Here is a 6,683-nt window from a genome sequence, read left to right on the forward strand (position 1 = left end):
ACAGGGCAGCATTGGCGCTGCCCTGCGGGTGTAACAGCGCGGTTAGAGTGCGTTAAAGAAACGTTGCATCCGGTTCATTGCTTCTTCCAGCACGGGAAGTTCCGCGCAGCCAAAACAGACGCGCAGATGGCCCTCGCCTGCGGCACCGTAAAAACTGCCGGCTTCGACCACGACACCTGTTTCATTGAGCAACCGGTCGGCGCAGTCCTGTGACGTTAGTCCGGTCGCCGAGATGTCCGGGAAGGCATAGATTGTCCCCTCGACCGGTGCGCAGCTGACGGCGGGCATCTGGTTCAACCGCGAGACAACAAGATCACGGCGCGCGCGGTCGCGTTCGATCATGCTGGCAAGGATCGCGGGATCACCGGTCAGCGCCGCCAATGCGCCATGTTGCACAAAGGTGTTCACATGGGTGACTTCGTTGCTGGTGATCTTCATGCAAGGCCCGATCAGGCTGGCATCGGCGGCGATATAGCCCAGACGCCAACCGTCCATCGCGTGGGACTTGGTAAATGCACACATGGTGATGGTGCGTTCCTTCATGCCCGGTAAGGACGCGATCGAAATATGGGTCGCACCGTCATAAGTGATTTCTTCGTATACCTCGTCCGACAGGACCAGAAGATCGTGTTCCTGCGCGATATCGGCAAGAATTTGCAACTCGTCGCGGGTATAGACACGGCCGGTCGGGTTACAGGGGTTGATCAGGGCGATGGCACGGGTCGCGGGGGTGATAAGCGGCTCTATCAAGGCGCGATTGATGCTAAAGTTGTTTGCGGCATCAAGCGGCGCAATGGTGACTTTGGCCCCAGCCAGTTCGGCCTTGCCGATGTGCTGGGGATAATAAGGGGCGAGCAGCAGGCATTCATCGCCCGCATCCAGAAACGCCATAAACGCGGCAAAGGAAGCCTGGGTCAGGCCATTGGTAACGATTACCTCGTCCGCTGTTACGTCCATCCCGTTTTGACGGCGCAGCTTGTCTGCAATGGCGCTGCGCAGTTCGGGAATGCCTTGCAGATCGGAATAATGCACATGACCGGCTTGCAAGGCGGCAATGGTCGCATCCTTGATGTGTTGCGGCGTGTCCTCTGCGGGCATGCCAAGCTCAAGATGGATCAGATCGCCTTCCATGCCGATGGCTTTGGCAAACATGCCGAAATTTTTGGGTGACGTGTCAGTGATACGGCGGGCTGGACGGATGGGCATGCGGGTTCCTTGGCAAGTTGCTTGTGCGTGGCTACACCTAACGCAAGGAAATGTGAAAGGGCAGGGGCATGGGTAAAGTTGCAGTTGTGACAGGGGCCGCGGGCGGTATGGGGCGCGCGATTGTGGCGCGGCTTTTGGCGGATGGCCACGCGGTTGTCGGGTTTGATGTGGACGAGGGCGGTCTGGCCGAGATGGCGCAGGACGGGTTTGCCGGGATGGTTGTTGATCTGATGGATGCGACGGCAATCAAGGAAGCCTTTGCAGAGATTGAGGGAATGCTGGGGGGCGTCGACGTGTTGGTCAATAATGCCGGCACCTGTTTCATGTCGGAGTTTCCCGACATTCCGGTGGATGAGTTCGAGCGACAAATGACGTTGAACTTTTCGGCGGCGTTTCATTGTTGTCAGGCGGCGATCAAGCTGATGGCGGGACGTGACGGCGTGCGCAAGATCGTCAATATTTCGTCCAACGGGGCGTATAATTTTGATGTGTTCGACCCGCCGCATTATCGGGCTTCCAAGGCGGCACTGGACAATCTGACCAAAGATCTGGCGCGGCGGTTTGCCAGCGACAAGATCGCGGTAAATTCGATTGCCCCCGCTATGACGGAAACCCCGCTGTTCGGCGTGTTAAGCGAGGATGTTCTGGCGAAAGCCGTGGCGCAGATGCCGCATGGCCGCGCGATGCAACCTGCGGAAATTGCCGATTGGGTCGGGTTTCTGGTGTCGCCTGCGGGCGATATTTCCAGCGGCAATGTGATTATCCTTAACCAAGGGCGCGATGTGCGGTAAGTATGCGTTAAGTTCATGCGCATAGATTCTGCGCATATTGATGGAGGGACCTATGGGCGTCCAGAAACGCGCGACGAACCTGTCCTTGGACAAGGAATTATTGAAAGACGCCAAAGCTTTGGGCGTCAATATTTCTGCTGCGGCAGAACAGGGTGTGCGTCAGGCGCTGCGTGACGCGTGGTTGGCTGAAAACCGCGACAGCATGGAAGCATGGGGCGAGTGGGTGGAAAAGAACGGCCTGCCGCTGGAAGAATACCGCATGTTTGATGTCTAAGTTCGATCTGCATCCAACGCGCAACGCGACGGGTTATCTGCTGGATTTACAAACCGACCTTCTGGCGGTGCAACGGACCCGAATGATGGCACCGGTGATGGCGGTGTCGGACGTGCCGCAAAGAACCACAGGATTGCATCCGCTAATCGACGTTGATGGCGCGCCTTACGTTGTGGTGACCCATCTGATGGCCGCAGTCCCGCAATCGGTGCTGTTGCCGCCGGTTGCAAATCTTTCAGCGCAGGCCGACGCATTCACCCGCGCGCTTGACCTGTTGTTTCAGGGGTATTGAGGGAGGCAGACTTTTGAAAAGTCTGCGTCAATTCCTTTGAAGGAATTGGGTCACTCAAACCAGTCCGGGGCTTTCTTCAGATCGGGCCATTGTTCGGGGCTGTGGCCATAGATCACCAAGGCGTCCCGCTGCGCCGCCAATGCCATCAAGCGATCGCCGTGCAAGATGGCCTGATCCACATCCCATGAGCCCGCAAATTTCTCGTCAATCTCCGACGCGCGGCTGATTGCATCCGAGGTGAGCAAGACCCAGCCCGTTTGCGGCAGGTGCACCATAAACGCCAGTTGGCCCGGCGCATGGCCCGGGCAGTGCAATACCTCGAAACCGTCGCCGATTGTGATATCTTCGTGCACCAGATGATAGTCGCGATCGGGCCATTCCATTGCCTGTTTTCCTGACCAGTACAGCGGGCGGGGCAGGGCACGTTCCGCGGCCGAAATCAGGATCGGGGCCTGCGGATAGCCGGCCATATCGCCAACATGGTCGATATGCGTATGGCTTTGAATCATCAGCGTAATGTCGTTCTTGGTCAGACCCAGTTTCGCCAGCTGCGCGGCGGGCAGATTGTCGGGAGTGACGGACAGCACGCGCCCGAAACTGCCCAAGGCGTCCTGCGCCGTAGCGGCATCGGCGTCTTCTGCGTATTTAGCCGGAAAACCGGTGTCGATCAGCACGACGTCGCCTGCATCCGTTTCAATCACAAACCCGCAAATGCCAATGGTGCGCGGGCCTGCGTGGACTTCGAACAGACCGTAATCGAGGACGGCCAGACGGTGGGGTTTTCCCCTGAGCTTGATCTGGGTATTCATGGCGTCATAGGGCGGGGGAGCGATATGAAAGTCAAGATACACAGGTTGTTCGAATACCTTTTGGAGACCACACAAGCAGCGCCGGAAGCCATCGTCGGTTTCTCGCTTTCCGGTGCGCCAGTGCTGGGGGAATATCTGGCCGATCTTGATCCGAACCAATCGCTGGATTGGAACAACCGCGACTTTCGCGGGCTGCCGGAACTGCGCGATCATGTGTTGGCGCAAGCGGGGTTGGCAGGGCTTTGTGATCCAAAAGATGTGCTGATTACAGCCGGCGCCGCAGAAGCGAATTATTTAAGCGTGATGCAGCTGCTTCAGCCCGGTGACGAGATCGTCATCGAAACCCCCGGTTGGCCGCAGGCCGAAGTGCTGGCCCGCGCCATCGGTGCCAAAGTGGTCAAGGTCACGCGACGCGAAGAGGACGGTTGGCAATTGCCGTTGGACCAGATGGCGGATGCGGTCACGGCCAAAACCAAGCTGATTTTCATCAGCAATCCCAACAATCCCACAGGTGATTTATTGGGGCGGCGGGAACTGGAAGAACTGGTGCGTATCGCGGAGTCTGTTGGCGCATGGTTGTTGGTCGACGAGGTTTATGCGGGGCTGGAATGGGACGGCCCGCGTGCCCCGTCGATTGCGGGCATGTACGCGCGCGGGATCACCACCGGTTCGGTGAGCAAGGCGTTGGGGTTGCAGGGGTTGCGCACCGGTTGGTTGATCTGCCGCGACGCGGAAATGGTAATGGATGCTGTGATCCTGCGTGAAAATTCATCAGAAATCATGAACATCATGGGGGAGGTGATTGCCGAAGTTGCAATGCGCCCTGATCGGTATGCAGCAGCGATGAAGAAAGCGCGCGGCGAGGGGGCACAAAACCTTGCGCAGATGAACGCCTGGGTTGACGCGCAAAGCGGCCTGTCGTGGGTGACACCGCGCGCTGGTTTGATCGGTCTGGGACGTTTGCCGGAAGGGATCGACAGCGATGATTTTGCGAAACGGCTGTTGGCGGACCCCTATCGTACATTCCTGCTGCCCGGCAGTGCCTATGGGCAACCTGGACACATCCGTCTGGGCGTCGGGGGCGGTGCCTCGGTTAACCTGTCCGAAGGGTTGGACCGGCTGTCGCAGGCTTTGTCGGACTGGTAGCAGTCTACAGGGGGCTGACACAGGTCAGCGACGCGGTGAAGGGGTTAACGCGCTTGACACGCAGGGGTGATCACGGTCCCTTACAGCCAAACCTAATATATTTTGCGGAGCCCTATTGATGCAATTTTTCTCACGCCTCTTCGTTGCACTTGCCCTTGTTCTGACCTTGCCTGCCTCGGCCCAAACTTCCACCGATAGTGACACGGCGGTCGCGCCTGCTGTTCCCGACTCTGCGACTGTTGTGAACGGCCAAAAATTTGGCGCGTGGTCGGTCAGCTGTGTCGCCATTGCGGTCGGCAAGACGGATTGCACCCTGACCCAACGTGTTTTGCGCGCCGCCGACAAAGCGTTCGTGGCTGACATTGTGGCGACCCGTAATCCCGAGGGCGCCAGCTTTTTGATCGCACGGGTTCCGGTGGGGGTCTACCTGCCCACCGGTTTTGCCATGCGTGAAGCAGAAAGCGATGATGAGGGCGCCGTGTTGCAATTCACATGGCAGACTTGCAATCGTGAATTCTGCGAAGCGGTTTTGCAGTTAGAGGCGGATCAGGCGCAGGCCCTTTCGGTTGAAGAAAATGCCATGGTTGCTGCCTTCCGTCCCTCCGCCCAGACAGAGCCGTTCCTGTTCCAGTTCTCGCTGAACGGTATGGCGGCAGGGTTGGATGCCGTCCGCCCGTAAGCAGGTTGTGACCGTCTGAATTGGGGGCACCGAAACAACAGGCTTACGTGCTTAATCCATAAGAGAATCGTGTGGTTGTTTCCGGTTTGGCGCCAATTCTGGGGTGGTATTTGTCAGATCTGTCAGCATGAATGTCAGTCGCTTTTTCGCGGCGTTGAAACCGTCATGCAGGTTATGGGGCGTTCAGATATGCGCAAACCCAAAGCAATCGAGCGAACCGGATTATTGAGTTTGGTTGCCCTGGCGCGACAATGCGCGGGGGAATGGCCGACCCCTTTGGCGGGCAGCGTGCTCATATTAGGTTAACAAATCATTATTGTTATCAAAGCGCTGTAGGGAATTTCGATCTTCTCGTAGTGCGAAAGTCTATTTATTTGTGTGGACCCGTCGGGTTGCGGTCGCGGCTCTCTCGGTTGCCGCAAAGGAATAAGCGGTTCGCAAAAGCCGTTGTTTGCCTAATTTACGGATCTTCCCCGAACACGTCGCGGGCCGCAGCGGGCGGGTCGGCACAACCGGCAAATTATATTGACCTCGTTGATTACACGCGCCTTTATGCTCTAATTGAACGGACGACGTAATTGGACTGGGGTATATTATGTTGCATTTCGGCAAACCGCGCACTGCGGGAAACACGTCGCGCGGGCTGTTTCTCACCACTGCACTAATATCGGGCTTGATTGCGTTTCCCGGCCATGCGGCTGATGTGACATGGGGGACCGCAGCTGACGGGAACTACTCTGACACTGTGAACTGGTTGCTAGGCGGGTTGCCGCTTGGTGCCCTGCCAGACAGCACTGACACGGTGATATTCACGGGTACACCGTCAAGCACGGTCACGATCGATGTTGATCCTGCGAATATGACAAACCTGACGGTCGCGGAAATTGAATCCATCGAGGACGGCACAATCGCCTTCAACAGCGTTACCGCCTCGACGCTGACTTATTCGGATGTCGATGACAATGCACTTGCTAGTGATTTAACGCTGGATCTGAACGGTGCGGACCTGAATATCGTCGCAACCACCAATTTGAACTTTGCCGGCGATATCGTGAACGCCGGTGCGGTTGCGACGCTTGATATCAACACCATTGCAACGATGAATCTTTCCGGCGAAATTACCGGAGATACCTCGCTCACACTCAGCGCGGGTGATCTGACCTTGGCGGGCACGAACACTTACACGGGCGCGACGACGGTGACCACGGGTACGCTGCAGGTCACGAATGGCGCGGCGATTGCAGATGCGGGCGCGGTAGTGGTGAACGGCGGCACGTTCGAAGTTCTGGCGAATGAGACGATCGGCACGCTTGAGGGCGCGGGCGGCGTGGATGTGAACGCCAACACGCTGACGGTGGCGGGCACAGGCGACAAGACATTCAGCGGCGCGCTGAGCGGGTCGGGCGTGTTGAGCAAGACGAACAGCGGGACGCTGACGCTGGGCACCGGCAACGCAGGCTACACCGGTGGTTTTGCGATCAGTAAT

The 6,683-nt window shown here is 57.7% G+C and carries 8 protein-coding genes; 6 read left to right on the forward strand and 2 right to left on the reverse strand.

Features of this window, described 5'->3' with window-relative positions; all coding sequences use genetic code 11:
• Positions 1–42 precede the first annotated feature (42 nt).
• On the reverse strand, positions 43–1,206 hold the full coding sequence (locus Z947_RS0101870; RefSeq protein WP_025042613.1) for a pyridoxal phosphate-dependent aminotransferase: 1,164 nt from the start codon (positions 1,204–1,206) through the stop codon (positions 43–45).
• A gap of 68 nt (positions 1,207–1,274) precedes the next feature.
• On the opposite strand from Z947_RS0101870, the gene Z947_RS0101875 reads away from it, so the two are divergent.
• From Z947_RS0101875 to Z947_RS0101885, 3 genes are read left to right on the forward strand one after another with little or no spacing between them, the layout of a single operon-like run.
• A complete protein-coding gene (locus Z947_RS0101875; protein ID WP_025042614.1) occupies positions 1,275–1,997 on the forward strand; it encodes an SDR family NAD(P)-dependent oxidoreductase in 723 nt (240 codons plus the stop codon).
• 52 nt (positions 1,998–2,049) lie between these two features.
• Entirely contained in the window at positions 2,050–2,271 is a 222-nt protein-coding gene (locus tag Z947_RS0101880) for a type II toxin-antitoxin system CcdA family antitoxin (RefSeq protein WP_052880580.1), read from the forward strand.
• Entirely contained in the window at positions 2,264–2,563 is a 300-nt protein-coding gene (locus tag Z947_RS0101885; RefSeq protein ID WP_025042616.1) for a CcdB family protein, read from the forward strand. The genes Z947_RS0101880 and Z947_RS0101885 overlap by 8 nt, the downstream gene beginning before the upstream one ends.
• Positions 2,564–2,613: 50 nt before the next feature.
• On the opposite strand, the gene Z947_RS0101890 is transcribed toward Z947_RS0101885, so the two are convergent.
• Positions 2,614–3,372 carry an MBL fold metallo-hydrolase gene (locus tag Z947_RS0101890; RefSeq protein WP_025042617.1) on the reverse strand — a complete coding sequence of 253 codons (759 nt, stop codon included), beginning with the start codon at positions 3,370–3,372 and terminating at the stop codon, positions 2,614–2,616.
• A 24-nt stretch (positions 3,373–3,396) separates the two neighbouring features.
• Between Z947_RS0101890 and Z947_RS0101895 the strand changes: the two genes are divergently transcribed.
• From Z947_RS0101895 to Z947_RS0101910, 3 genes are all read left to right on the forward strand, one after another.
• On the forward strand, positions 3,397–4,518 hold the full coding sequence (locus tag Z947_RS0101895; RefSeq protein WP_025042618.1) for an aminotransferase class I/II-fold pyridoxal phosphate-dependent enzyme: 1,122 nt from the start codon (positions 3,397–3,399) through the stop codon (positions 4,516–4,518).
• A 118-nt stretch (positions 4,519–4,636) separates the two neighbouring features.
• The gene (locus tag Z947_RS0101900; protein WP_025042619.1) at positions 4,637–5,197 is read left to right on the forward strand and encodes an invasion associated locus B family protein; all 561 of its coding nucleotides are present in this window, start codon (positions 4,637–4,639) and stop codon (positions 5,195–5,197) included.
• Between the two features lie 595 nt (positions 5,198–5,792).
• Positions 5,793–6,683, forward strand: an 891-nt coding sequence (locus Z947_RS0101910; protein ID WP_025042621.1) for an autotransporter-associated beta strand repeat-containing protein, incomplete at its 3' end; no start/stop codon positions are given.

This window comes from Sulfitobacter geojensis, assembly GCF_000622325.1.
Classification (GTDB): Bacteria; Pseudomonadota; Alphaproteobacteria; order Rhodobacterales; family Rhodobacteraceae; genus Sulfitobacter; species Sulfitobacter geojensis.

What these genes read in the sequence shown, in the direction of transcription:
- Z947_RS0101870 (WP_025042613.1), bottom strand. Translation starts at nt 1,206, where the DNA reads ATGCCCATCCGTCCAGCCCGCCGTATCACTGACACGTCACCCAAAAAT.
- Z947_RS0101875 (WP_025042614.1), top strand. Translation starts at nt 1,275, where the DNA reads ATGGGTAAAGTTGCAGTTGTGACAGGGGCCGCGGGCGGTATGGGGCGC.
- Z947_RS0101885 (WP_025042616.1), top strand. Translation starts at nt 2,264, where the DNA reads ATGTCTAAGTTCGATCTGCATCCAACGCGCAACGCGACGGGTTATCTG.
- Z947_RS0101900 (WP_025042619.1), top strand. Translation starts at nt 4,637, where the DNA reads ATGCAATTTTTCTCACGCCTCTTCGTTGCACTTGCCCTTGTTCTGACC.
- Z947_RS0101880 (WP_052880580.1), top strand. Translation starts at nt 2,050, where the DNA reads ATGGGCGTCCAGAAACGCGCGACGAACCTGTCCTTGGACAAGGAATTA.
- Z947_RS0101890 (WP_025042617.1), bottom strand. Translation starts at nt 3,372, where the DNA reads ATGAATACCCAGATCAAGCTCAGGGGAAAACCCCACCGTCTGGCCGTC.
- Z947_RS0101895 (WP_025042618.1), top strand. Translation starts at nt 3,397, where the DNA reads ATGAAAGTCAAGATACACAGGTTGTTCGAATACCTTTTGGAGACCACA.